This is a genomic window from Streptomyces sp. NPDC017225, assembly GCF_044331465.1.
Classification (GTDB): domain Bacteria; phylum Actinomycetota; class Actinomycetes; order Streptomycetales; family Streptomycetaceae; genus Streptomyces.
In genome coordinates this window covers 310,767-334,954 of the sequence record NZ_JBIRNE010000005.1, presented here as the reverse complement: position 1 = coordinate 334,954, position 24,188 = coordinate 310,767, and the positions used below count along the sequence as shown (strand labels likewise).

Annotated in this window: 23 protein-coding genes; 6 read left to right on the top strand and 17 right to left on the bottom strand. The window is 72.4% G+C overall.

Annotated elements, in window-relative coordinates; translation table 11 throughout:
• Window positions 1-233 precede the first annotated feature (233 nt).
• Complete coding sequence (locus ACH4NX_RS15050; protein WP_351402175.1) at window positions 234-1,442, top strand: nucleotide sugar dehydrogenase; 1,209 nt, start codon at window positions 234-236, stop codon at window positions 1,440-1,442.
• 124 nt (window positions 1,443-1,566) lie between these two features.
• Here ACH4NX_RS15050 and ACH4NX_RS15045 read toward each other — a convergent pair whose 3' ends face one another.
• From ACH4NX_RS15045 to ACH4NX_RS15030, 4 genes are all read right to left on the bottom strand, one after another.
• Window positions 1,567-2,691 carry a GuaB3 family IMP dehydrogenase-related protein gene (locus tag ACH4NX_RS15045; RefSeq protein WP_351402178.1) on the bottom strand — a complete coding sequence of 375 codons (1,125 nt, stop codon included), beginning with the start codon at window positions 2,689-2,691 and terminating at the stop codon, window positions 1,567-1,569.
• 140 nt (window positions 2,692-2,831) lie between these two features.
• On the bottom strand, window positions 2,832-4,337 hold the full coding sequence (gene guaB, locus ACH4NX_RS15040) for an IMP dehydrogenase (RefSeq protein ID WP_351402180.1): 1,506 nt from the start codon (window positions 4,335-4,337) through the stop codon (window positions 2,832-2,834).
• A 140-nt stretch (window positions 4,338-4,477) separates the two neighbouring features.
• Window positions 4,478-5,065 carry a sigma-70 family RNA polymerase sigma factor gene (locus ACH4NX_RS15035; RefSeq protein WP_019329587.1) on the bottom strand — a complete coding sequence of 196 codons (588 nt, stop codon included), beginning with the start codon at window positions 5,063-5,065 and terminating at the stop codon, window positions 4,478-4,480.
• Window positions 5,066-5,533: 468 nt separating this feature from the next.
• A complete protein-coding gene (locus tag ACH4NX_RS15030; RefSeq protein WP_003948568.1) occupies window positions 5,534-6,145 on the bottom strand; it encodes a response regulator transcription factor in 612 nt (203 codons plus the stop codon).
• Window positions 6,146-6,534: 389 nt separating this feature from the next.
• On the opposite strand from ACH4NX_RS15030, the gene ACH4NX_RS15025 reads away from it, so the two are divergent.
• Window positions 6,535-6,867 (top strand): WhiB family transcriptional regulator, encoded by a 333-nt coding sequence (locus tag ACH4NX_RS15025; RefSeq protein WP_351402183.1) that lies wholly within the window; start codon window positions 6,535-6,537, stop codon window positions 6,865-6,867.
• Between the two features lie 82 nt (window positions 6,868-6,949).
• Here the strand turns inward: ACH4NX_RS15025 and ACH4NX_RS15020 are convergent, their stop codons facing one another.
• Window positions 6,950-7,870, bottom strand: a complete 921-nt coding sequence (locus ACH4NX_RS15020) for a LysR family transcriptional regulator (RefSeq protein ID WP_351402185.1) — start codon at window positions 7,868-7,870, stop codon at window positions 6,950-6,952.
• A gap of 80 nt (window positions 7,871-7,950) precedes the next feature.
• On the opposite strand from ACH4NX_RS15020, the gene ACH4NX_RS15015 reads away from it, so the two are divergent.
• The gene (locus tag ACH4NX_RS15015; RefSeq protein WP_351402187.1) at window positions 7,951-8,664 is read left to right on the top strand and encodes an MOSC domain-containing protein; all 714 of its coding nucleotides are present in this window, start codon (window positions 7,951-7,953) and stop codon (window positions 8,662-8,664) included.
• Window positions 8,661-9,434 carry an SDR family oxidoreductase gene (locus ACH4NX_RS15010; RefSeq protein WP_351402189.1) on the top strand — a complete coding sequence of 258 codons (774 nt, stop codon included), beginning with the start codon at window positions 8,661-8,663 and terminating at the stop codon, window positions 9,432-9,434. The genes ACH4NX_RS15015 and ACH4NX_RS15010 overlap by 4 nt, the downstream gene beginning before the upstream one ends.
• Window positions 9,435-9,787: 353 nt before the next feature.
• Here the strand turns inward: ACH4NX_RS15010 and ACH4NX_RS15005 are convergent, their stop codons facing one another.
• On the bottom strand, window positions 9,788-10,729 hold the full coding sequence (locus tag ACH4NX_RS15005) for a hypothetical protein (RefSeq protein ID WP_398127108.1): 942 nt from the start codon (window positions 10,727-10,729) through the stop codon (window positions 9,788-9,790).
• 349 nt (window positions 10,730-11,078) lie between these two features.
• Between ACH4NX_RS15005 and ACH4NX_RS15000 the strand changes: the two genes are divergently transcribed.
• Window positions 11,079-12,329, top strand: a complete 1,251-nt coding sequence (locus ACH4NX_RS15000; RefSeq protein WP_351402194.1) for a hypothetical protein — start codon at window positions 11,079-11,081, stop codon at window positions 12,327-12,329.
• Between the two features lie 196 nt (window positions 12,330-12,525).
• On the opposite strand, the gene groL is transcribed toward ACH4NX_RS15000, so the two are convergent.
• The 4 genes from groL to ACH4NX_RS14980 form a co-directional block, all read right to left on the bottom strand.
• On the bottom strand, window positions 12,526-14,151 hold the full coding sequence (gene groL / locus ACH4NX_RS14995; RefSeq protein ID WP_351402195.1) for a chaperonin GroEL: 1,626 nt from the start codon (window positions 14,149-14,151) through the stop codon (window positions 12,526-12,528).
• Between the two features lie 163 nt (window positions 14,152-14,314).
• Complete coding sequence (groES, locus tag ACH4NX_RS14990) at window positions 14,315-14,623, bottom strand: co-chaperone GroES (RefSeq protein WP_055418319.1); 309 nt, start codon at window positions 14,621-14,623, stop codon at window positions 14,315-14,317.
• Between the two features lie 229 nt (window positions 14,624-14,852).
• Entirely contained in the window at window positions 14,853-15,614 is a 762-nt protein-coding gene (locus ACH4NX_RS14985; protein ID WP_398127107.1) for a polysaccharide deacetylase family protein, read from the bottom strand.
• A gap of 89 nt (window positions 15,615-15,703) precedes the next feature.
• Window positions 15,704-16,645 (bottom strand): polysaccharide deacetylase family protein, encoded by a 942-nt coding sequence (locus tag ACH4NX_RS14980; RefSeq protein ID WP_398127106.1) that lies wholly within the window; start codon window positions 16,643-16,645, stop codon window positions 15,704-15,706.
• A 90-nt stretch (window positions 16,646-16,735) separates the two neighbouring features.
• On the opposite strand from ACH4NX_RS14980, the gene ACH4NX_RS14975 reads away from it, so the two are divergent.
• Window positions 16,736-17,932: a methyltransferase domain-containing protein gene (locus ACH4NX_RS14975; protein WP_398127105.1), complete on the top strand. Its 1,197-nt coding sequence runs from the start codon at window positions 16,736-16,738 to the stop codon at window positions 17,930-17,932.
• On the opposite strand, the gene ACH4NX_RS14970 is transcribed toward ACH4NX_RS14975, so the two are convergent.
• The 7 genes from ACH4NX_RS14970 to rimI all read right to left on the bottom strand — a co-directional run bounded on the left by ACH4NX_RS14970 (window position 17,929) and on the right by rimI (window position 24,163).
• Entirely contained in the window at window positions 17,929-19,227 is a 1,299-nt protein-coding gene (locus ACH4NX_RS14970) for an RNA polymerase sigma factor (RefSeq protein WP_398127104.1), read from the bottom strand. The two genes, ACH4NX_RS14975 and ACH4NX_RS14970, sit on opposite strands and share 4 nt — an antisense overlap.
• 44 nt (window positions 19,228-19,271) lie before the next feature.
• Window positions 19,272-19,628 carry a YciI family protein gene (locus ACH4NX_RS14965; protein WP_351389431.1) on the bottom strand — a complete coding sequence of 119 codons (357 nt, stop codon included), beginning with the start codon at window positions 19,626-19,628 and terminating at the stop codon, window positions 19,272-19,274.
• 119 nt (window positions 19,629-19,747) lie between these two features.
• Window positions 19,748-20,824, bottom strand: coding sequence for an LCP family protein (locus ACH4NX_RS14960; RefSeq protein WP_398127103.1), 1,077 nt, complete (start codon window positions 20,822-20,824; stop codon window positions 19,748-19,750).
• Between the two features lie 237 nt (window positions 20,825-21,061).
• Complete coding sequence (locus ACH4NX_RS14955) at window positions 21,062-22,114, bottom strand: LacI family DNA-binding transcriptional regulator (protein WP_351389436.1); 1,053 nt, start codon at window positions 22,112-22,114, stop codon at window positions 21,062-21,064.
• 156 nt (window positions 22,115-22,270) lie between these two features.
• The gene (locus ACH4NX_RS14950) at window positions 22,271-22,558 is read right to left on the bottom strand and encodes a hypothetical protein (protein WP_398127102.1); all 288 of its coding nucleotides are present in this window, start codon (window positions 22,556-22,558) and stop codon (window positions 22,271-22,273) included.
• On the bottom strand, window positions 22,555-23,685 hold the full coding sequence (gene tsaD, locus ACH4NX_RS14945; RefSeq protein WP_398127101.1) for a tRNA (adenosine(37)-N6)-threonylcarbamoyltransferase complex transferase subunit TsaD: 1,131 nt from the start codon (window positions 23,683-23,685) through the stop codon (window positions 22,555-22,557). Before tsaD ends, ACH4NX_RS14950 begins: the two co-directional genes overlap by 4 nt.
• The gene (gene rimI / locus ACH4NX_RS14940) at window positions 23,678-24,163 is read right to left on the bottom strand and encodes a ribosomal protein S18-alanine N-acetyltransferase (protein ID WP_279560408.1); all 486 of its coding nucleotides are present in this window, start codon (window positions 24,161-24,163) and stop codon (window positions 23,678-23,680) included. The genes tsaD and rimI overlap by 8 nt, the downstream gene beginning before the upstream one ends.
• Window positions 24,164-24,188: the final 25 nt, after the last annotated feature.

Below are 24,188 nucleotides of genomic sequence, written 5' to 3'. Positions count from 1 at the left end.
CGACCTGCCCGACATCGGCCGCCGCACGGCCTCAACCTGTGGACAACTTCCCCGCAGACCTGTGGACAACTTCCCCGCAGTTCGGCGACAACACTCGACACTCGCCGAAACCCGGCCGATCAATCCCGCAAATCGGTCATATTTACTCCTAGTCTGACGTTGTGCTCGCCCATCCTGTCCACCGGGCTTGCACACCTGTCCCGCTTCGGTTACTGGGAAGGACGGCCCACGCCATGCCCGCAGATCTCGCCGTCATCGGACTCGGCCCGTACGGCCTGCCCCTGGCCCAGGCCGCCGTCGCCGCAGGCGTCCCCACCCTCGGCTACCGCACCGGCCCCGAGGCCGACCCGCTCACCCCCGCCGAGGTGCGCCGGATGCTCGCGACGGGCTTTCGCACCCCCGCCGGACCGGCCGAGCTGGGCCGTGTCCGCACCGCCGTCATCTGCGCCCCGACGCCGCCGGGCGCGGACGGCGGCCTGGACCTCACCCAGGTGGAGGCGGCCGCCCGCACCCTGGCCGCCCACATGCGCCCGCACACCACGGTGATCCTGGAGTCGCCCGTGCGGCCGGGGACGACGGAGGAGTTCCTGCGTCCCCTCCTGGAGCGGGGCTCGGGACTGCGCGCCGGCCGCGACTTCCACCTCGCCTACTCCCCCAGCCGCGTCGACCCCGGCAACCGCGACTTCACCCCGGCCAACACCCCGAAGGTCATCGGCGGCCTCACCCCCGCCTGCACCGAGTCGGCCGCCACCTTCTACGGCCGCCTCACCGACAAGGTGGTCCGCGCGCGCGGCCCCCGCGAGGCGGAGACGGTCCAGCTCCTGGAGACCAACTTCCGGCACGTCAACATCGCCCTCGTCAACGAGATGGCCGTCCTCTGCGACGACCTGGGCGTCGACCTGTGGGACGTCCTGCGCTGCGCCGAGACCAAGCCGTTCGGCTTCCAGGCCTTCCGCCCCGGCCCCGGCGTCGGCGGCCACTCCGTCCCGCAGGACCTGACCGGCCAGGCCCCCCACAGCCTGCGCATGGTGGAGCTGGCCCAGCAGGTCAACTCCCAGATGCCCCGCTACGTCGTCCAGCGCGCCGCCGCCCTCCTCAACGAGCACGGCAAGTCCGCGCGCGGCGCCCGCGTCCTGCTCCTCGGCGTCACCTACAAGGCCGACCTCGCCGACCGGCAGGCCTCACCGGCCGAGGAGATCGCGACCCGCCTGATGTCGATGGGCGCCGCCGTCAGCTACCACGACCCGCACGTCCCGTCCTGGAAGGTCCTGGACCGCCCCGTCCCCCGCGCCGACTCGCTCTACGAGACCGCCGCCGACGCCGACCTGACGATCCTCCTCCAGCAGCACCGCACCTACGACCTCCAGGGCCTGTCGGTGAAGGCCCAGCTGCTGCTGGACACGCGGGGTGCGACGCCCACGGGGGCGGCGCACCGGTTGTGAGGAGGGGCACGCGGGGGTGACCCTGCCACGTGCTCCCGCGCACGCCCCTCAGCATGCGAAAGAGGCCGGTCGCCCCCTCAAGGGCGACCGGCCTCCTCAGAGCGCCGTCAGAGCCGTCGGACGACTACCGCCGGTGCTGCGAGTCCCCCACCGTCACCTCGACGCGCTGGAACTCCTTCAGCTCGCTGTACCCGGTCGTCGACATCGCCCGGCGCAGCGCGCCGAAGAAGTTCATCGAGCCGTCGGGGTTGCGGGACGGGCCGGTGAGGATCTCCTCGATGGTGCCCACCGTGCCGAGGTCGACCTTCTTGCCGCGGGGCAGCTCCTCGTTGACGGCCTCCATGCCCCAGTGGTTGCCCTTGCCCGGCGCGTCGGTCGCGCGGGCCAGCGGCGAGCCCATCATCACCGAGTCGGCGCCGCAGGCGATGGCCTTGGGCAGGTCGCCGGACCAGCCGACACCGCCGTCGGCGATGACGTGCACGTACCGGCCGCCGGACTCGTCCATGTAGTCGCGGCGGGCCGCCGCCACGTCCGCCACGGCCGTGGCCATGGGCACCTGGATGCCGAGCACGTTGCGCGTGGTGTGGGCGGCGCCGCCGCCGAAGCCGACGAGGACGCCCGCCGCGCCGGTGCGCATCAGGTGCAGGGCGGCGGTGTACGTGGCGCAGCCGCCGACGATCACCGGGACGTCCAGCTCGTAGATGAACTGCTTCAGGTTCAGCGGCTCGTGCGAGCCGGAGACGTGCTCCGCGGAGACCGTGGTGCCGCGGATGACGAAGATGTCCACGCCCGCGTCGACGACGGCCTTGGAGAACTGGGCGGTGCGCTGCGGGGAGAGCGCGGCGGCGGTGACCACGCCCGAGTCGCGCACCTCCTTGATGCGCTGCCCGATCAGCTCCTCCTTGATGGGAGCCGCGTAGACCTCCTGGAGGCGGCGGGTCGCGTTGTCCGTGTCCAGCTCCGCGATCTCGTCGAGCAGCGGCTGCGGGTCCTCGTACCGCGTCCAGAGCCCTTCGAGGTTCAGTACGCCGAGGCCGCCCAGCTCGCCGATGCGGATGGCGGTGGCCGGGGAGACGACCGAGTCCATGGGAGCGGCCAGGAACGGCAGCTCGAAGCGGTAGGCGTCGATCTGCCAGGCGATCGAGACCTCCTTCGGGTCCCGCGTACGGCGGCTGGGGACGACGGCGATGTCGTCGAAGGCGTACGCCCGGCGGCCGCGCTTGCCGCGCCCGATCTCGATCTCAGTCACGTCTGTGGCCTTTCCCTGATGCGTTGCAGCGCCTTCCAGTATCCCCGACGGGCGCGGCGGGTCTCCCCGACGGGCACGCCGAGGGCGGCCCCGGATGCTCCCGGGGCCGCCCTGGAAGGCGTTCTGCCTACTTCTTGTGCCTACTTGCTGCGGCTGTAGTTCGGTGCCTCGACCGTCATCTGGATGTCGTGCGGGTGGCTCTCCTTGAGACCGGCGGAGGTGATCCGCACGAAGCGGCCCTTCGACTCCATCTCCCCGATGGTGGCGGCGCCCACGTACCCCATGGTCTGGCGCAGACCGCCGACGAGCTGGTGCAGCACGTTGGCCAGCGGGCCGCGGTAGGGCACCTGGCCCTCGATGCCCTCGGGCACGAGCTTGTCGTCGGAGGCCACCTCGGCCTGGAAGTAGCGGTCCTTCGAGAAGGACCGGCCCTGGCCGCGGGACTGCATGGCGCCCAGGGAGCCCATTCCGCGGTAGGACTTGAACTGCTTGCCGTTGATGAACTGGAGCTCGCCCGGCGACTCCTCGCAGCCCGCGAGCAGGCTGCCCAGCATCACCGTGTCGGCGCCGGCGGCCAGGGCCTTGCCGATGTCGCCCGAGTACTGCAGGCCGCCGTCGCCGATCAGCGGGACGCCCGCGGCGCGGGCCGCGAGGGAGGCCTCGTAGATGGCGGTGACCTGCGGGACGCCGATGCCGGCGACGACGCGGGTGGTGCAGATGGAACCGGGGCCGACGCCGACCTTGATGCCGTCGACGCCGGCGTCGATCAGGGCCTGGGCGCCGTCACGGGTGGCGACGTTGCCGCCGATCACGTCCACGCCGACGCTGGACTTGATCTTCGACATCCAGCTCAGGGCGTTGCTGTTGTGGCCGTGCGAGGTGTCGACGACCAGGAAGTCCACGCCCGCGGCGGCCAGGGCCTGGGCGCGCTCCAGCGCCTCGGGGCTGGCGCCGACGGCGGCGCCGACCAGCAGCCGGCCCTCCGCGTCCTTGGCGGCGTGGGGGTACTGCTCGGCCTTGACGAAGTCCTTGACGGTGATGAGGCCCTTGAGGAGGCCCGCGTCGTCGACCAGCGGAAGCTTCTCGATCTTGTGTCGGCGCAGCAGCCCCATGGCGTCCACGCCGGAGATGCCGACCTTGCCGGTGACCAGCGGCATCGGCGTCATGACCTCGCGCACCTGGCGCGTGCGGTCGGACTCGAAGGCCATGTCCCGGTTGGTGACGATGCCGAGCAGCTTGCCGGCCGGGTCGGTGACCGGGACGCCGCTGATGCGGAACTTGGCGCACAGGGCGTCAGCCTCGGTCAGCGTGGCTTCCGGGTGCACCGTGATCGGGTCGGTGACCATGCCGGACTCGGACCGCTTGACGAGGTCGACCTGGTTGACCTGGTCCTCGACGGAGAGGTTGCGGTGCAGCACACCGACACCGCCCTGGCGGGCCATGGCGATCGCCATGCGGGACTCGGTCACCTTGTCCATGGCCGCCGAGAGCAGCGGGATGTTGACCCGGACGTTGCGCGAGATGCGGGACGAGGTGTCGACCGCGTTGGGGAGCACCTCGGATGCGCCCGGCAGCAGCAGCACGTCGTCGTAGGTCAGCCCGAGCGTCGCGAATTTCTCGGGCACTCCGTCGACGTTTGCAGTCATGACACCTTCCCCAAATGGCCTTGATCGGTGCGGATGTCCATGCTAACGGGAAGTGGGCGTGGCTCATTCCACGATCAGGGCAGCCCGCGGTCTTCGTAGCTTCGTACGGTCGGTGGCCGACGCCCGTCGCGTGACGCCGGCTACTGCTCCGCCAGGGCCCGCAGCCGGCTCAGCGCCCGGTGCTGTGCGACCCGCACGGCACCTGGTGACATTCCCAACATCTGTCCGGTCTCCTCGGCGGTGAGCCCGACCGCGATGCGCAGCAGGAGCAGCTCGCGCTGGTTCTCCGGCAGGTTGGCCAGGAGTTTCTTGGCCCAGGCGGCGTCGCTGTTGAGCAGCGCGCGCTCCTCCGGGCCCAGCGAGTCGTCCGGCCGCTCGGGCATCTCGTCGGACGGGACGGCCGTCGAGCCGGGGTGCCGCATCGCGGCGCGCTGGAGGTCGGCGACCTTGTGGGCGGCGATGGCGAAGACGAACGCCTCGAACGGGCGGCCGGTGTCCTTGTAGCGGGGCAGCGCGAGCAGCACCGCGACGCAGACCTCCTGAGCGAGGTCCTCGACGAAGTGCCGGGCGTCGCCGGGCAGCCGGGACAGCCGGGTGCGGCAGTAGCGCAGCGCCAGGGGGTGGACATGGGCGAGCAGGTCGTGCGTGGCCTGCTCGTCCCCGTCGACGGCGCGGTGGACGAGCCCACCGACCGTCCCTTGATCAGGGGCCGCCTCGTCGTCACGCATCGGTCCATGGTGCCTTGCGGCTGTCCGATCCGTGGCTTCGTGCCCGTTGTTGTGCACCGAAGCGTTATGAGCAGGTGCGCCGGAACTCATACCCTGCGCCCTCCCCTTCCGCTCGACCGACTCGTCCCCGAGGAACTCCACACCTCAAGGATGCGTCATCCGCGGCGAAACGAGCAGCGGGCACCCGGCGGGTCGCCTTGTCACCCCCGCTCACCTCGCGATAAGCGGGGTTCGTGGCGTCCCCGGCGGGCCCTTCCGGCCTCCACTGCACGGGGTGCTCCCTAGGGCCTGTCCGGCGGCTCATGCCGCAGACGCGGGGCCTGGCACGCCCATCTGCGGCGTTGTCGTCGGTTGCCAGGGCTCCGCCCTGTCGCCCTCCTCCGCCTAGCAGCTGCACGCACCAGACCTCGCTCGCCTGCGCTGACCATGCACCGTCCCTTTCCTGGGACCCGACCCGCCGGACAGGCCCTAGCGAACCAGGCCCCACCGGAAGCCGAGCGCGACCGCGTGCGCCCGGTCCGAGGCGCCGAGCTTCTTGAAGAGCCGCCGCGCGTGGGTCTTGACGGTGTCCTCGGAGAGGAACAGCTCACGGCCGATCTCCGCGTTGGAGCGGCCGTGGCTCATGCCCTCCAGGACCTGGATCTCACGCGCGGTGAGGGTGGGCGCGGCGCCCATCTCGGCCGAGCGCAGCCGGCGCGGGGCGAGCCGCCAGGTCGGGTCGGCGAGGGCCTGTGTGACCGTGGCGCGCAGCTCGGCGCGCGAGGCGTCCTTGTGCAGGTAACCGCGGGCACCGGCGGCGACCGCGAGGGCCACGCCGTCCAGGTCCTCGGCGACGGTGAGCATGATGATGCGCGCGCCGGGGTCGGCGGACAGCAGCCGCCGGACGGTCTCGACGCCGCCCAGGCCGGGCATGCGCACGTCCATCAGAATCAGGTCCGAGCGGTCGGCACCCCAGCGGCGGAGGACTTCCTCGCCGTTGGCGGCCGTCGTCACGCGCTCGACACCGGGCACGGTCGCGACCGCCCGGCGAAGCGCCTCTCGGGCAAGCGGGGAGTCGTCGCAGACGAGGACGGAAGTCATGACCGTCCTCCGCAGCTGATGCGCGTCACGTTGAGCCTCCAGGCTGGTACGAAATCGTCACCTGTGCGGTCGACCGTCCCGGACGCCCGCCCGAGCACTTGTTCCTTCAACCGCCTCCGCACTCTCAACGACGGTCACTCGAAAGAGTTACGGGGCTGTGTGTCGTCTTCGGCACTCTACGTGAGGGGACGGCCACGCAGCAGACATGCGCGTGGGACCCGCGCCGTTTCATCACAACCAGTGCCCCATTTAGCCGTTTTTCTTCCACTTCGCTGGTGTCTGAGGCTAGATTCGCAATGAGTCATATTTTCATCTCCTTAGATCGTAGTTGTACGGTCGTGGACGCTGGAGTTCCGCATCTACCCATATCGGCTACAAGGGGTCACGCAATGGCAGATTTCTCCCGCCTTCCCGGACCGAACGCGGACCTGTGGGACTGGCAGCTCCTGGCCGCGTGCCGTGGGGTGGACAGCTCGCTCTTCTTCCACCCGGAAGGCGAACGCGGTGCGGCGCGGAGTGCTCGCGAGAACTCGGCCAAGGAGGTCTGCATGAGGTGCCCGGTGCGCGCCGAGTGCGCGGCGCACGCGCTGGCGGTGCGTGAGCCGTACGGAGTGTGGGGCGGCCTGACCGAGGACGAGCGCGAGGAGCTCATGGGACGGGCCCGCAACCGCCTGGTGTCAGCGACGGCGTCGGCCGGCGGGCAGGCGGCCGCACATCACTGAAGGAACGTTTCTCTCTTACGAAGATCCGATACGGACTCGCGAGCTCCGACACGGGCACGCCGGCGGTGCCCCGGACCGCCGCTCAGCGCGCGGCCGACTGGCGCGCCCCCGCCCGGGCGAGCTCGTCCAGCGTCGCCGCCACCGCCGGCACCTGCGCCAGGTCGGGCAGGGTGAGCGCGACGATCTCCCGCCGCACCGCCGGCTCCAGCGTCACCGCGCGTACTCCCCGGGGCCGTACGGACTCGACGGCGAGCTGCGGCAGGACGGCCACGCCCAGGCCGGCCCCGACCAGGCCGGCGACCGCCGGGTAGTCGTCGGTCGCGAAGTCGATGCGGGGCGTGAAGCCGGCCCCCTCGCAGACCTCGACCAGCTGACCGCGACAGCGCGGGCAGCCCGCGATCCACGGGTCCCGGGCCAGTTCCCCGATGGCCACCGACCCGCCCGGCTCCGTACGCGCGAGCCGGTGCCCCTCGGGCACCAGCGCCACGAGGCGGTCGGTCAGCAGCGGCCGTACGACGAGGTCGTCCCACTCCTCCGCGCCGGCCGCACCCTCGTAGCGGAAGGCGAGCGCCACGTCGCAGTCGCCCTCGCGCAGCAGCTCGACGGAGTTCGGCGGCTCGGCCTCCTCCAGGAAGACCCGGGTGCCGGGATGCGCGGCACGCAGCGCGGCCAGGGCGGTCGGTACGAGGGTGGAGCTGCCGCTGGGAAAGGAGACCAGCCGCACCCGCCCGGCGCGCAGCCCCGCGATGGCGGCGACCTCCTCCTCGGCCGCGGTCAGCCCGGCGAGGATCCCGGCGGCGTGCCGCACCAGCGACTCGCCGGCCTGGGTCAGCCGCATCTCGCGTCCGGTGCGCACGAGCAGCGGGGTGCCGACGGAGGCCTCCAGGGCCTTCATCTGCTGACTGACGGCGGGCTGGGTGCAGCCCAGCTCGCGCCCCGCGGCGGAGAAGGAACCGGTCGATGCCACGGCGCGCAGCACGCGGAGATGACGAGCCTCGATCACACCTCAAGGATAAGCGACGCTTTGACCTGGCCCCGAATAATGCGTCGCCGCTTTGAAGCGGGTTGTCCTACGGTGCCGCCATGGAGCTTCTGTCCGTCAACGTCGGCCGTGCGAAGACCGTGCCCCACACGGACCATCCCGAGGGCGTCACCGGCATCGACAAGCGGCCGGTCGACGGGGCCGTTCGGGTGACGGCGCCCGGGCCGAAGGGGGTCGGGGCGAGCGGGCTGGCCGGTGACACGGTGTGCGACAGGCGCCATCACGGCGGCGACGACCAGGCGGTGTACGCGATGGCGCGCGAGGACATGGACGACTGGGAGCGCGAGCTGGGCAGGCCGCTGCCGAACGGCGCCTTCGGCGAGAACCTCACCACCACGGGCCTGGACGTCTGCGGCGCCCGGATCGGCGAGCGCTGGCGGGTCGGACCCGACCTGGTGCTGGAGGTCACCTGCGGCCGTATCCCCTGCCGCACCTTCCAGGGTCACCTGGGTGAGAAGCGGTGGGTGAGGCGGTTCACGGAGAAGGGTGCGCCGGGCGCCTACCTGCGGGTGATCGAGCCCGGCGCGATACGGGCGGGCGACCCCGTGGAGGTGGTCCACCGGCCCGGCCACGAGGTGACGGTCGCGTTGCAGTTCCGGGCGGTGACGACCGAGCGGGAGCTGCTGCCCCGGCTGCTCGACGCAGGTGAGGCGAACCACCCGGAGTCGCTGGCCGCGGCGCGGAAGTACGTGGAGACCTACGGCGCCCGAGCGAAACGGACGTGTCCGGTCCGGACCCATAACCTTGCGCCATGACAACGGCATTGATTACGGGATCGACGGCGGGCATCGGCGCCGCGTTCGCGCGACGGCTGGCGGCCGACGGACATGACCTGGTGCTGGTGGCCCGCGACACCGAGCGGCTGCGTGACCAGGCGACCGAACTGCACGACCGGCACGGCATCGAGGCGAAGGTGCTGACGGCCGACCTGTCGACGGACGCCGGCATCGAGGCGGTGGCCGCCCGGCTGGGCGAACGCCGGAGCCCCGTCGACCTGCTGATCAACAACGCCGGCTTCGGCAACAAGGGCCGCTTCCTCGACGTCTCCATGGCCGACGAGCTGACCATGCTCAAGGTGCACTGCGAGGCGGTGCTGCGGCTGACCTCGGCGGCGGCGGAGACGATGCGGGAGCGGGGACGCGGCGGCGTGGTCAACGTGGCCTCGGTCGCGGCCTTCGTCCCGCGCGGCACCTACGGCGCGTCCAAGGCGTGGGTCGTGCAGTTCACGCAGGGCGTCGCGAAGGACCTGGCGGGCAGCGGCGTACGCATGATGGCCCTGTGCCCCGGCTTCGTGCGCACCGAGTTCCACGAGCGGGCCGGCATGGGGACGGACAACATCCCCGGCTGGATGTGGCTCGACGCCGACAAGGTCGTCGCGGCGGCCCTCGACGACCTGTCCCGCGGCAAGTCCCTGTCGATCCCCGACCCGCGCTACAAGGCCCTGATGGGCGCGGCGAAGCTGGTGCCGCGGGGGATGCTGGGCGGGATCTCCTCACGGACGGGGCGGAAGTACGGGCCGCAGTAGGCGACGCGGTGGGGGCGAGCCGTGCCTCTTCCTCAGCCGTCTTCTTCCGGCTCACGCCGCGGTCCGTCCGCGTCCGGCGCCCGTTCGTCCTCGGGCTCCCCGGTGAGACGGCTGGCGAGGCGGTAGTCCACGGTCACGTCTCGGTACTCCTGCCCGGGAGCCACCCGCTGGGGCAGATTGGTCCGCTCACTGCGGGATACGGACTCGCGCGCCCCGGTGCCGGGGAAGGAGACCCGGGTCCGTGGTGCCCGCTCGAAGCGGAGGCGGTCGCCGCTGACGACCGCGTCGAAGGAGATGTCGGGGCCGGTGTCCCCGACGCAGGGAGCGGCGGCCGGGTGCGGCGGCGCTTGCGTTCACGGCGGCTCGTCGCGTTTCTCGGCACCCCGGCGCCCGGTGGGCCGCGTCGCCTTGGCCTCGTCGTCGCGCGGGCGGCGCCGCCTGGTGGCGGAGCGTCCGCCTCCGGCGCTCTCGGCGCCGTCACCGGCCGGCCCGGTCCGGCGAGCGGCCTTCCCCTCCGTCCCCCCGGCCCCGGCCTTCCCCGCGGCGCGTCCGGCGGTCCGGCCGGCCTCCCGGGCCGTGCCGCCTGCGGCCTCGACAGCCTTGCCCACCGCCCCGCCCGCCTCGCCCGCCTCGCCGACGCCTCTCCCGACCCCGCCGACGCCTCTCCCGGCCTCTCCGACGCCTCTCCCGGCCTCTCCGACGGCATCACCGGTGCCGCCACCGATGTCCTCGACCGCGTATCCGGCTCCCTCTCCGACGTCCTCGACCGCGTATCCGGCTCCCTCTCCGACGTCTTCCACGGCGGACCCGGCACCCCGGCCCACATCCCGCACGGCCGACCCGACACCGCGTGCCAGCTGCTCCAGGATCTGCGGGTTGCGGTCGAGCGTGGTGAGGACCCGGCTGATGATCAGCGCGACGTTGTCCAGCCGGACCTTGAGCTGGGCCTGCGCCTCCACCCCGGAGATCCCGAGGTGAACCTGTCCGAGCGCGACGTCGGCCCCCACGTTCAGCTTGAGCAGGTCGAGCACCTCGGCCTGGAGGGAGACGCGGGCCCGCAGGTTCTCCACGTCGAGATTGATCTCATCGACCTTGAGCTGGGGAACGTCCAGGTAGACATCGGGGCCCCGGTCCGCCGCCGCAGGCTCCGTCGGCGCATCGTCGTCCTGCACAACGGTGCCCCCGTAGGCGCCCTCGTCGTCATAGGCATCGTCCTCGTACGGCTCCGACTCCTCCGCGGCCCGCGCCGCGTCGTCGGTCACGTGGTCGGCACCGTTCTCCGCGTGGTGGTGCATCGTCCGCCCCTCCGCGAGCTCATCCGGGCATTTCATCCTTTTTACGCCAGTATGGCGCGCACGGGGTCGGCGAGATCGATCCCGAGGGGACGACGGCGGCCCCGTACCCGCCGCGAGAACCAGAGGCGAGCACCCGTACGGCTCGTTCTGCGTCCACTTGCATGGCACGGATCTCGGGGCGCCCTTCACCCGGATGGGCCCCGCTCCGGTACACGGACGGAACCGTCACCCGAACGTGTGGTCTATCGCTGTCCGTTCCCTGCCCGGGTGCCGCTGCGACGTAGCGTCGGGTGGCTGCGCCCGCAGCGGGCGGGAGATCGCAGGCCGACACGGAAGAGGGCGGCATCGGGTGAGCGCGGGCACGGGTGACCGGGGCGGACTGTTCGCCGACGGCACCGACAGGGAGCGTACGGGCAAGGTGACGACGGACAGGACGCCGGAGGACGGCACGCGGCAGTCGGTCGCCGCCGGGGTGGGCCCGGGGGCGGTGGGCGGCGCGGCGGCGGTGCTGTTCTCCGACCTCGTCCCCTCCCCCTCCGGCTCCTCCGGCACGGCCTGTCCGGATGCGCGTCCCGCACCGCTGCCCCGCGCCCGCACCGCCGCGTCGCGTGGAGGTTCCCGGCGCGAGAAGAAGCAGTGGGGGAGGGTCGCGCAGCGGATCGTGCCGTACGACCTTCAGCCCGACGTGCTGCGGCTGGAGCTGATCGAACTCGGGGAGGCGTTCCGCACGTATCAGAGGAACCCCGAACCCGATCTCGCCCTCCTCGCCGAGCTCCACGACCGCAAGGCCCGGGCCTTCGCCCTGTGGGCCACCGTCACCGACGACGCCACCCTGCACGAGGAGGCGGAGCGGGCGGCGACGGCCGCGCGAACCACCCGCGAGATGAACGCGAACCGCCTCGGCCTTCCGCAGGACGGGGACGGGCCGGTCATCGAGCGGTTGCTGACCCGGGCCCAGGCCTTCCACGGCCGTACCGTGCTCGAGCACGTCCGGGCCCACGCCCCGTGCCCCGGCGCGGAGGCACGGCTCGCGGTGCTCATGCTCACCCTGCGCTCCGCACGCGCCGGCACCGGCAACGTCACCGGGCAGGACCTCAACGGCTGGCTCCAGGGCGATGCCGAGCAGGTGCTCCAGCGGCTCGTCGACGTCGGCTGGCTGCGTCTGCCGGAGACGGTCACCGTCGCCGACGCGCTGGACTCCCGGCCCGAGGAGCCCACGCAGGTCACCGTCCCCTGCCTGCTGCCCACCGAGCCCCGGCCGTTCTCCTTCGGCAAGGTCACCCGCGCGCGGCTCTCGGGGTGGGCGCAGAGGGTGGTGGGCGACCGGAAGCTGCGGAAGAAGAAGGCGGGTGCCGCCACCCGGCTCCTCGCCCTGTACACCGCCGCCCACAGCCGTCCCGACGGGCGCCTCGGCAGTGCCGAGGGCGACGGTCTCGACCTGGACGCGGTCGCCTCGTTCTGCGCCCTGCGGTCCGAGGACGTCACCGAGCACGCCGGTCTGCTGGTCGCCGCCGACTGGCTCGCGGAGGCCGACACCGCCGGGGGAAGGCTGCGCGGACGGCTCGCCGAGCGCGTCCTGCCGCTGGGAGGGCTGCTGTGACGGCCGCTGAGACGGCTGCCGAGAGGACCGCTGGGACGTAGCCGTACCCGGCAACGAAATCCGGCGGGGCGGACGCGAACCCGGCTCCCCACCACCCGCCGCCCGCCACACAACGCACGGTGCCCAGCACCCCCGAAGGGGTGCTGGGCACCGTTCAGCTCAGCTCAGCTCGATTCGGCTCAGCTCAGCGCCGCGCTCAGTGGGAGTGGCCGTGGCCGTGGCCCCCGGCGGCCGGCTCTTCCTCTTCCTTCTTCTCGACGACCAGGGTCTCGGTCGTCAGGAGGAGGGAGGCGATGGAGGCGGCGTTCTCCAGGGCGGAGCGGGTGACCTTCACCGGGTCGATGACGCCGGCCTTGACCAGGTCGCCGTACTCGCCGGTGGCGGCGTTGAAGCCCTGGCCCTTGTCGAGCTCGGCGACCTTGGAGGTGATGACGTAACCCTCCAGGCCGGCGTTCTCGGCGATCCAGCGCAGCGGCTCGACGGCGGCGCGGCGGACGACCGCGACACCCGTGGCCTCGTCGCCGGTCTTGCCGAGGTTGCCCTCGAGGACCTTGACGGCGTGGACCAGCGCGGAGCCACCACCGGAGACGATGCCCTCCTCGACCGCGGCGCGGGTCGCGGAGATGGCGTCCTCCAGACGGTGCTTGCGCTCCTTCAGCTCCACCTCGGTGGCGGCGCCGACCTTGATCACGCACACGCCGCCGGCCAGCTTCGCGAGGCGCTCCTGGAGCTTCTCGCGGTCCCAGTCGGAGTCCGTGTTCTCGATCTCGGCCTTGATCTGGGCGATGCGGCCCTGGACCTCGTCGCGCTTGCCGGCACCGTCGACGATCGTGGTGTCGTCCTTGGTGACGGTGATGCGACGGGCGGTGCCGAGCACCTCCAGGCCGACCTGGTCGAGCTTGAGGCCGACCTCCTCGGAGATGACCGTGGCGCCGGTGAGGACGGCCATGTCCTGGAGCATCGCCTTGCGGCGGTCGCCGAAGCCGGGGGCCTTGACGGCCACCGCGTTGAACGTGCCGCGGATCTTGTTCACGACGAGGGTGGAGAGCGCCTCGCCCTCGAGGTCCTCGGCGATGATCAGCAGCGGCTTCGAGGCGTTGGCCTGGATGACCTTCTCCAGCAGCGGCAGCATGTCCGCGATGGAGGAGATCTTGCCCTGGTTGATGAGGATGTACGGGTCCTCGAGGACCGCCTCCATGCGCTCCTGGTCCGTCACGAAGTACGGCGACAGGTAGCCCTTGTCGAAGGCCATGCCCTCGGTGAAGTCCAGCTCCAGACCGAAGGTGTTGGACTCCTCGACGGTGATGACACCGTCCTTGCCGACCTTGTCCATCGCCTCGGCGATGAGCTCGCCGACCTGCTGGTCCTGGGCGGACAGCGCGGCCACGGCGGCGATGTCGGACTTCTCCTCGATCGGGCGCGCGGTGGCGAGGAGGTCCTCGGACACGGCGGCGACGGCCGCGTCGATGCCCTTCTTCAGCAGCGCCGGGGAGGCACCGGCGGCGACGTTCCGCAGGCCCTCGCGGACCAGCGCCTGGGCCAGGACGGTGGCGGTGGTGGTGCCGTCACCCGCGATGTCGTTGGTCTTGGTCGCCACCTCCTTCACCAGCTGGGCACCGAGGTTCTCGTACGGGTCCTCGATCTCGACCTCGCGGGCGATCGTGACACCGTCGTTGGTGATGGTCGGGGCGCCGAACTTCTTGTCGATGACGACGTTGCGGCCCTTGGGGCCGATCGTCACCTTCACCGTGTCGGCGAGCTTGTTGACGCCGCGCTCGAGGGCGCGACGGGCGTCCTCGTCGAACTTCAGGATCTTCGCCATGGGAGCGTGAGCCCTCTCGGAAATCTGATCTAAGTGAAAACTGACTGCGCCCCTCGCGCCCGGCTTGTTTAGGTCGCGGGTGCCAGGGGCGCAGCGGCTGAGCTATGTGCGTCGAGGCGGGCCGACTACTGATCGACCCGGTTCCCGGCGCTTACTGCTCGACTTACTTCTCGACGATCGCGAGCACGTCGCGGGCCGAGAGGACGAGGTACTCCTCGCCGTTGTACTTCACCTCGGTGCCGCCGTACTTGCTGTAGAGCACGACGTCGCCGACGGTGACGTCGAGCGGAAGACGGTTGCCGTCCTCGAAGCGGCCCGGGCCCACGGCCAGGACGACGCCCTCCTGGGGCTTCTCCTTGGCGGTGTCCGGAATGACCAGGCCCGAAGCCGTGGTCTGCTCGGCGTCGAGCGGCTGGACCACAATGCGGTCCTCGAGCGGCTTGATGGCAACCTTGGAGCTGGTGGTCGTCACGATCCGACCTCCCCCTTCGGAGATCTCACGGGGTTAACTGTCTGAGGTGGCGACCAGGTGGATCCGTCGTCGCGGGTGCCGGACCTGCCCGTCGCGTAGTTGGCACTCTCCGGTGGGGAGTGCCAGAGCCGAGACTATGACCGCGATTAGCACTCGGTCAAGCGGAGTGCCAATGCCGACGGCGCGTCGGGGGTAAATCGGCCTGGACGGCCGCGTCCTCGGACACCCCCTACAAGTAGTCCTCCAGGCGGCCCACCCGCAGCCCCTGCTCCTCGATCTCGTCCAGCAGGCGCTCGGTGCGGGCGCTCAGACCCACGCCCGTCGGGTGGTCCGGGACGACGGACACGATGTCGCCGGGGCGGAGGCTGTGCTCGCCGCGGGTGTAGGTGAGGCCCCCCGCGGGGTCCAGGGCCGCCCGAAACAGGACGACCGCCGTGATGCCGCAGTCGGCGGCGGCGCGCAGGGTCGTGGTGTCGTACCTGCCGTAGGGCGGGCGGAAGAGGCGGGGGCGGACGCCGAAGCGGGACTTGAGCTTGGTCTGCTGGCCGCAGATCTCGGCGCGCTGGCCGGCGTGGGGCAGGCCGCGCAGGGAGCGGTGCTCGAGGGTGTGGTTCTGCAGGCTCGCACCGACCGAGCGCAGCCGGGCGAGGTGGCCGTACGCCGGTCCGGCGACGGTGTCGGTGAGGAACAGGGTGACCGGGAGCCGCCGCTCACGGATCAGGCCGGCGAAGCGCGGGTCGCGCTGGGCGCTGTCGTCGAAGGTGAGGAAGACGACCGGGTCGGCGGTGCGGACGTGGTCCACGACGGGCGGCAGGCCCCGCACCCGCCCGCCGGTCCGGCTGTTGTCCTGCCCGTGGCCTTGTCCGTGGCCTTGCCCGTCGCCCTTCCCGCCCGCCCGGGCCTGTTGCGCCACCGGCGGGCGTTCGGCGGGGGCGACGGAACGAGCGCAGCCGGACAGCAGTACGGCGGTCAGCACGGCCATGACGGCCATGACGGCCGTGGCATGCCGGGCGGACGTGAGGGCGGGCCGGGCGGACGTGGCCGTCGGGGCGGCCCCGGTCGGCCGGAGCCGCCCGCACCTCACAGGTAGTCCTCCAGCCGGGCCACCGCGTACCCCTCCGCGGTGACCTTGTCGAGGAACTCGCGGACCATGTCGCGCATGGTGCCGCCCCAGTCGTCCTCGCCCCGGAAGTGGGTGAGGACGATGTCGCCGGGGTGGATCTCGCGGTCCCACTCGCGGTAGTCCCAGTGGTCGGCGAAGACCTCCTCGTTCCAGATCGGGGCGTACTCGATGCCGCAGGACCTGGCCGCCCGCAGGGTGTCGCGGTTGTAGTTGCCGTAGGGCGGACGGAAGAGGGTCGGGCGCTCGCCGTAGCGCTTCTCGATGACGTCCTGCATGCCGCAGATCTCGCGCTTCTGCTCGGCGTAGGACAGGCCGGGCAGATAGGGGTGGTTCAGGGTGTGGTTGGCCAGGGTGACGCCGCGGTCCCGCATCTTCCTGAAGTAGCCGTAGTCCTCCTTCACCAGGTAGTCGCTGAGGAAGGCGGTGTACGGGATCCTCAGCTCGCTCATCATCCGCAGGAACGCCGGGTCCTTCTCGGCGCCGTCGTCGATGGTGAGGAAGACGATCTTCTCCTTGGTGGGGACCGAGGTGAAGACCGGCGGGAGGTCCTCCTGCCCGTCCACCTCGAAGCCCTCGCGCGCCTTGATCTCCGGCTTCTTCGCGGGGGGCGGCGGGGCCGTCAGCGGGACCTTCTTCAGGTTCCAGCGCCTGGCGGCGGCGACCCGGGCGGTGTGGGCCGCGCGCAGTTCGGACGCGTAGGCGTCGAGCGCGCGGGCCGGGGGTGCCTGCAGCGGCTGCGAGCCGGCGGCGCCCCGCTCCCCGGAGGCGTCCTGCGCACAGCCGGAGGCGAGGGCGGCGACGGCGAGCACGGCGACACCGCCGCGCGTCCGGAGCCCTGGAGAAGACGCCCGGAACACCCTGGACGCCCGACTCTTGTCATTTTGTACGACTGCTCGCATGGTGCCGGATCCTCGCAGTCCCCGGCCGTCGGGCCGCGCCCGACACCGCGCCGGAGGCACACGATCCACCGACTGGCCCACAATGTCCCGGTGAACGACCTCGACGCCCTCCTCGCCCTGCTCACCCCCGAAGGCCGCGCCCTCCTCGACGAGGTGCGCGACACCGACCCGGCGCGGGAACTCGCGGTCGCGACCCGGTTGCGGCGCACGCATCCCGCCGAGCTGGTGTCGGCGGCGCTGGGGCAGGCACGGCTGCGGCAGCGCGCGGTGGCCAAGTTCGGTGCGCGGGACGCCGGGCGGATGTTCTTCACGCCCAACGGCGTCGAGCAGTCGACGCGGGCGAGCGTGGCCGCGTACCGGGCCGAACGGCTGGCCGCCCTGGGCGTGACCTCCGTCGCCGACCTGTGCTGCGGGATCGGCGGCGACGCGATCGCGCTGGCCCGGGCCGGGATCCGGGTGCTGGCCGTGGACCGGGACCCGGCGACGGCGACGGCAGCCCGCGCCAACGCCGACGCGCTGGGGCTCGGGGAGCTGATGGAGGTGCGCGAGGCAGACGTCACGGAGGTGGACACCGGTGGGTACGACGCCGTGTTCGTCGACCCCGCGCGGCGGGGCGGGCGTGGCCGGATCTTCGACCCCGAGGCCTACTCGCCGCCGCTGTCCTGGGCCGTCGAGGCGGCCCGTACGGCTCCCCGCGCCGCCGCGCTCAAGGTCGCGCCCGGTATTCCGCACGAGGCGGTGCCCGCGGACGCCGAGGCCGAGTGGATCTCCGACGGCGGGGACGTGAAGGAGGCGGTGCTGTGGTTCGGCGGCGTGCCGGGGGCGGTACGGGCGGGGGCGGTACGGGCCACCTTGCTGCCGGGGCCCCGCACCCTGCTCGGCACCGGCCTGCCCGACCCGGAGGTCCGCACGCCCGGCCGGTACCTGTACGAGCCGGACGGCGCCGTCATCCGCGCCCATCTCGTCGCCGAGGTCGCCGAACAGGTCGGCGGCGGGCTGCTCGACGCGACCATCGCGTACGTCACCGCGGACGGACTGCTGCCGACGCCGTACGCCACGGCGTACGAGATCACCGACCGGATGCCCTTCAACGTCAAGAAGCTGAAGGCGCTGCTGCGGGAGCGCCGGGTCGGCAACCTGACCGTGAAGAAGCGGGGCTCGGCGGTCGAGCCGGAGGAGCTGCGGCGGAAGGTCAAACCGCAGGGGCCGAACGCGGCGACGGTGTTCATGACCCGCGTCGCCGGGGCGCCGACGATGCTGGTCGGACGCCCGGTGGGCAAGGCCTAGCCTGCGCCTGACGGGTCGTGGCCGTCCGTCTCCGCCGACCGACGGGTCAGCAGCTCGCGTTCGCGTGCGTTGCGGGTCAGCGAGGCGGCGCGCGCGAACTCCGCCCGTGCCTCCGCCGTACGCCCCAGGCGGCGCAGGAGGTCGCCGCGGACGCTGGGGAGCAGGTGGTAGTCGCGCAGGGCGGGCTCGGCGGCGAGGGCGTCGACGAGGGCGAGTGCCGGGGCCGGGCCCTCGGCCATCGACACGGCGACCGCACGGTTGAGTTCGACCACCGGGGACGGGGCGCGGGCCGCGAGCAGGCCGTACAGCATGGCGATGCGCGGCCAGTCGGTCTCCTCGTACGTGTGAGCCGTCGCGTGGCAGGCGGCGATCGCGGCCTGGAGGACGTACGGGCCCGGGGCGCCGGAGCCGGTGGTGGCGTGGGTCTGGGCGTGTGCGTGGGCGTGGTCCAGGGCGGTGATGCCGCGGGCGATGAGCCTGCGGTTCCAGCGGCGGCGGTTCTGGTCCTCCAGGAGGACCGGCGCGCCGTCGGGGCCGGTGCGGGCGGCGGTGCGGGACGCCTGGAACTCCAGCAGGGCCGTCAGGCCGTGGACCTCGGGTTCCTTCGGCATCAGGGCGGAGAGCACGCGGGCCAGGCGCAGGGCGTCCTCGCACAGGGCCGGGCGGAGCCAGTCGTCGCCGGCGGTGGCCGCGTAGCCCTCGTTGAAGATCAGGTAGATGACCTCCAGGACCGAGCCGAGACGGGCCGCGCGGTCCGGGCCGTACGGCACCTCGAAGGCGACGTTCTTCGTGGCCAGGGTGCGTTTTGCGCGCACGATGCGCTGCGCGACCGTCGGTTCCGGGACCAGGAAGGCGCGGGCGATCTCCGGCGTGGTCAGGCCGCCGAGCAGCCGCAGGGTGAGGGCGATGCGGGCCTCGGCGGACAGCACCGGGTGGCAGGCGGTGAAGACCAGCCGGAGCAGGTCGTCGTCGATGTCGTCCGGGCCGGCGGGCTCCTCGGGCGGTGCCGTCGCGGTGGGCAGGTCGCGGCCGATCTCCGCCAGCTTGCGGGCGTGGTTCTCCCGGCGCCGGATCAGGTCGACGGCGCGGCGCCGGGCGGTGGCCATGAGCCAGGCGCCCGGGTTGCCGGGCACACCGTCCCGGGGCCACTGCTCCAGGGCCGCGACCACCGCGTCCTGCGCCAGTTCCTCGGCGAGGCCGATGTCCCGGACGAGACGGGCGACGCCTGCGATGACGCGGGGCGACTCCAGTCGGAAGACGGTTTCGAGGGCCTCGGTGGGCCGCGTTTCTGCCACGGCCCACCATGCAACACCCTGGAACCCCCAGGATGAAACTCCGGTCAGCCCTCCATGAGCTCCCGCACCTCGCAGGTCACCGTCCAGTGCTCCTCGTGCACCTTCAGGAAGCGCCTGGTCCACTCGACCGCCTCGGCCATGTCCTTGGCCTGGAGGAGCGAGTAGCCGCCGATGACCTCCTTGGTCTCGGTGAAGGGGCCGTCGGTGACGGACAGCCGCCCGCCCTCGTAGTGGACTCGGGCGCCCTGGGCCGTCGGGGTCAGCCCGGCGGTGTCGAGCAGGACGCCGGCCTTCGTCATCTCCTCCATCAGCTTCTCCATGCGCTGCACCAGTTCGGGGCTGGGGCCGCCGGAGGGGGCGTCGTTCTCGTCGATGCGGATCAGGGACAGGTAGCGGGGCATGGTGGCTCCTCGGGGTGGGCCTGGGGCCGGGTCCTTCCCGGCCTCTCACCCGCGCGTCGAACGGGAGGGCCCTGGATCGACACGCGGCCGGGAAATTCCCCCGGCGGTTTCCCCGAGGTTCATCGGCGCAGCGACTCCCACAGGTCACCGGCGTCCGGCTCCTCGGCCACCACCCGGTTGGCGTCCCAGGGCGCCGGTACGACGGGCATCGTCACCGTGCGTACGTCGTCAGCCGAGAGGCTCCCGAGGCTGCGGCCGAGGCTCATCAGCTCGCCCAGCGAGTCCAGGCCGGTGTCGGTGGTGAGGCTGCCGGTGACCGCGTCGGCGACCTGGTACAGCCGTGGGGGGTCGGTGAGCAGGTCGGTGGCGGAGATCTGCTCCAGCAGTGCCTTGACCAGCTTGTGCTGGAGCTCTATGCGGGCGAGGTCGCTGCCGCCCTGAAGCCCGTACCGGGTGCGGGCCAGACCGAGGGCCTCGGTGCCGTCCAGGTGGTGGGTGCCGGCGTCCAGGTGCAGGTGGCTCTTGTCGTCGTCGATGTCCACGTCCGTGGTGACGGTCACGCCGCCGAGCGCGTCGACCAGCTTGGCGAAGCCGGAGAAGTCGATCTCGACGTAGTGGTCCATGCGGACGCCGGTGACCGACTCGACGGTCTTGACGGCGCAGACCGGCCCGCCCAGGGCGTAGACGGAGTTGAACATCGCGCCGCTCGCCTCCCGGCTCTCGGCGCCGGACGGCAGCGGGCAGGACGGGCGGGCGACGAGCGTGTCGCGCGGGATGCTGACGACGGTGGCCGCGGTCCGGCCGGCGTCGAGGTGGACGACCATCGCCGTGTCGGAGCGGGCGCCCTCGCTGTCGCCGCCGCCCAGTTCCTGGTTCTCCTCGCCGCCGCGCGAGTCCGAGCCGAGGACCAGGATGTTCAGGGCGCCGGTGGGCTCCGGGGCCGCGTCGGGCGAGGCGGAGGGGACGGCGACCGGCCTCGCGGGGCGGTCGTCGCCGAGCGCGCCGTTGATGTCGACGCTTTGGATGTTGCCGTTCAGGTGCCAGTAGGCCCAGCCCGCCGCGGCGACTCCGAACAGCAGGGCGCAGGCCAGGGCGAGTCCGGCCACCTTCAGCCCCTTGGAACGCCCACCCGTTCCGCCCGGTCCGCTTGGCTCACCGGGACCGCTCGGTCCACCCCGCGCATCCCGCGCAGTCATGCCTCCGCCCCCGCCCGTGCCGGTCCCGTTCGCGTCCCCACCCGAATGCCCCATCAGGAGGAACATAAGTCCGAATTATTGGGAGCGGACATACCCGGGTCGTCATTCTGCGGAAATTCTCAGACTTCGGGGAGAGTGACCCGGGGTCCGGGGCGGTCCGGGCGGTCCGAGCGGTCCGGGGCGGTCCGGGGCGGTCCGGGCTCCGAAGGTTTCGGCGAGGGCGGCACCCGACCCCGGTCAGGCCGCCCCGGGCGCCGCCGTGCTGCTCCGCGCTTCCAGGCTGGTGGCCAGCTCCACCCGGGTCGCCGTCGCGGAGCCGTCGTCGCGCCCGAGGTCCAGGACCAGCCGGGCCGCCGCCTCCGCCATCTCCATGAGCGGCTGCCGTACGGTCGTCAGCGGCGGCCCCACCCAGCGGGCCACCGGCAGATCGTCGAACCCGACCACGCTCAGGTCCTGCGGGATGCGAAGCCCCAGCTCGCGGGCCGCCTCGTACAGCCCGAGCGCCTGGAGGTCGTTGCCGGCGAAGACGGCGGTCGGCCGGTCGGGGCGGCGCAGCAGCTCCAGACCCTGCCGGTAGCCGGCCTCGTGGTGGAAGTCGCCGGTCATGATCAGGCCCGGGTCGACGGGCAGCCCCGCCGTCTCCAGGGCGGCCCGGTAGCCGTCGATCCGGGCGCGGCTGCACATCATGCGGGTGGGTCCGCTGATCGCGCCGATACGGGTGTGCCCGAGGTCGACCAGGTGCCGGGTGGCGGCGAGTCCGCCCTGCCAGTTGGTGGCGCCGATGGACGGCACGTCGGCGCCCGGGTCGCCGGCCGGGTCCATCACCACGAACGGGATGGAGCGGCTGGTGAGCAGGGCCCGCTGGGACTCGTCGAGGCCGGACAGGACGAGGATCACGCCGTGCGGGCGGCGGGCGGCGACCTGGTCGGCCCAGGTCCGCCCGGGCGTGAGGCGCCCCGCGCTCTCGGAGAGGACGACGCTGAGACCGGTGTCCCGCGCCACGTTCTCCACGCCCCGGATGACCTCCATCGCCCAGGCGCTCTCCAGCTCGTGGAAGACCAGGTCGATCAGGGGCGAGCGGGTCGCCTCGGCCCGCCGGCGCCGGTAGCCGTGGTCGCGCAGCAGCTCCTCCACGCGGGCCCGGGTCGCGGGGGCGACGTCGGCGCGGCCATTGAGAACCTTCGAAACAGTCGGCGCCGACACACCGGCCTCACGCGCGATCTCGGCGAGGGTCGCGGTCTGCGCGGACCGCCTTTGCGTCCGGGTTTCAGCGGGCTGCGGGGATGTCATGACGGCGATGGTATCCCCGCAGGCCTTCTCGACGAAGCCTTCGACCGGCTACAGACCTTCGGAACATTCGCTATCCGTATCGAATCATTCGACAGCGGGTGCGGGCCGCCGCGATCCGTGCGGGCGCGGCAGCCGGCTGCGGGGTACTGGCGCTGGTCACGGCGCCGACGGCGCGCCCGGGTCCGTGGGTGCCCCGTCCACCGACTCGAACCGCCACCGGTGCGCCGCCCGCGCGACCAGGTCCCCGTCCGGCTCGGGCAGCTCCGGCAGGCCAGCGTCGTAGGGGGCGTCCCACCAGGTGATGACGAGGACGCGGTCCTGCGGGGCGCGGAGTGTCTCCCGGCGCAGTGGCGTGCCGTCGAGCGGCTGCGCCCGCGCCCAGGCCAGCAGCTCCTCGCCCCGGCCGGGCACGGCCCGCGCCTCCCACATCAGCGCGACGGTCACGAGTACAGGTTCTCCTTGCTGACCTCGTGGACGTGATCGTGCGTGTGACCGTGGACGTGGTCGTGCGTGCGGCCGTGGCCCGGCACGTGGGGTTCCGTCACCGGGAGCGAGGAGTCCGCCGAGAGGTCCCAGTCGGAGGCGGCCCGTCCCCGGGCGACCATCTCCGCGCCCAGCGCGGCCACCATCGCCCCGTTGTCCGTGCACAGCTTCGGCCGCGGTACGCGCAGCCGGATGCCGGCCGCCTCACAGCGCTCCTGGGCGAGGACCCGCAGCCGGGAGTTGGCGGCCACGCCGCCGCCGATCATCAGGTGGTCGACGCCCTGGTCCTTGCAGGCCCGCACCGCCTTGCGGGTCAGCACGTCCACGACCGCCTCCTGGAAGGAGGCCGACACGTCGCGCACCGGCACCTCCTCCCCCGCCGCCCGCTTCGCCTCGATCCAGCGGGCCACGGCCGTCTTCAGCCCGGAGAAGGAGAAGTCGTACGCCGCGTCGCGCGGGCCGGTGAGCCCCCGCGGGAACGCGATGGCCTTCGGGTCGCCCTCGCGCGCGTACCGGTCGATGACGGGGCCGCCGGGGAAACCCAGGTTCAGCACGCGGGCGATCTTGTCGAAGGCCTCGCCGGCCGCGTCGTCGATGGTCGCGCCCATCGGGCGGACGTCGGAGGTGATGTCCGAGGAGAGCAGGAGGGACGAGTGGCCGCCGGAGACCAGCAGCGCCATCGTCGGCTCGGGCAGCGGGCCGTGCTCCAGCTGGTCGACGCAGATGTGGGAGGCGAGGTGGTTGACGCCGTACAGGGGCTTGCCGAGGGCGTACGCGTACGCCTTCGCCGCCGAGACGCCGACCAGCAGGGCGCCGGCGAGGCCGGGGCCCGCGGTGACGGCGATGCCGTCGAGGTCGCGCGCGCTCACCCCCGCCTCCTTCAGGGCGCGGTCGATCGTGGGGACCATCGCCTCCAGGTGGGCGCGGCTCGCCACCTCCGGCACGACACCGCCGAAACGGGCGTGCTCGTCGACGCTGGACGCGACGGCGTCGGCCAGCAGGGTGGTGCCGCGGACGACACCGACGCCGGTCTCGTCGCAGGAGGTCTCGATCCCCAGTACGAGAGGCTCGTCGCGTGAGTCAGCCATGGTTGTCGGTTCCTCGCTCGGTTCCCGGTACGGGGGTGGAAGGGTCGGTCAGGCGCATCACCAGGGCGTCCACGTTGCCCGGCTGGTAGTAGCCGCGCCGGAAGCCGATGGGCTCGAAGCCGAAGCGCTCGTACAGCCGCTGCGCGCGGGTGTTGTCCACCCGGCACTCCAGCAGCACCTCGGCGCACTCGAAGTCGGTCGCCGCCCGCAGCAGTTCGGTCAGCAGCCGCGCGCCGAGGCCGGTGCCCCAGTGGTCGCGGGCGACGGCGATGGTCTGCACGTCGGCCTGCTCCCCGGAGGAGACCAGACCCGCGTAGCCGGCCAGCCGGCCGTCCACCTCGGCGACCAGGTAGCGACGGCTCGCCCCGGGGCCGCGCGCGTGGGCCAGCTCGGACCAGAACATCCCCCGCGACCAGGCGTCCTCGGGGAACAGCTCCCGTTCCATCCGGAGCACGGGGTCGATGTCCCACCAGCGCATCTCGCGCAGTTCGGCGTGCACGGGC